The sequence below is a fragment of the Pseudomonas juntendi genome, assembly GCF_009932375.1.
Classification (GTDB): domain Bacteria; phylum Pseudomonadota; class Gammaproteobacteria; order Pseudomonadales; family Pseudomonadaceae; genus Aquipseudomonas; species Aquipseudomonas juntendi.
Genome location: NZ_BLJG01000345.1, coordinates 1 through 351, shown reverse-complemented (window position 1 = coordinate 351; position 351 = coordinate 1). Strand labels below are relative to the sequence as shown.

Below are 351 nucleotides of genomic sequence, written 5' to 3'. Positions count from 1 at the left end.
GCCCTACGGTGAGCGCCTGGGCGACGAAGCCAGCCTGCTGTATCTCTACCAGAACCTGGGTGAGCGTCTGCGCCAGGCGTGCATGGGTTGGGAGGCTGCGGTATTCACCGGGGCGCCGCAACTGGGCAAGCGCATGGGCATTCGCAGCCACAAGCAGTACGCGTTCTGGAACGGCGCGTTGCCGTGCAAGCTGCTGTTGTTCAAGGTGCAGCCTGACCAGTTCGTCACCGGTGAGCGCCGCGAGGCACCGGCCGACACCCGTGAGGTCGGCCAGCAGGTGCCCGTCACCAGCGAGCCGGCACGCCTGTCGGAAGGGGCACAGATGTTTGCCAACCGCCTGCAGAAAAACCT

1 pseudogene is annotated in these 351 nt (G+C 65.8%); it reads left to right on the top strand.

The annotated features are described in order from the left end of the window. Nucleotides 1–351 (top strand): annotated as a pseudogene (locus tag GYA94_RS25810) (bifunctional 23S rRNA (guanine(2069)-N(7))-methyltransferase RlmK/23S rRNA (guanine(2445)-N(2))-methyltransferase RlmL); the annotation flags it as partial.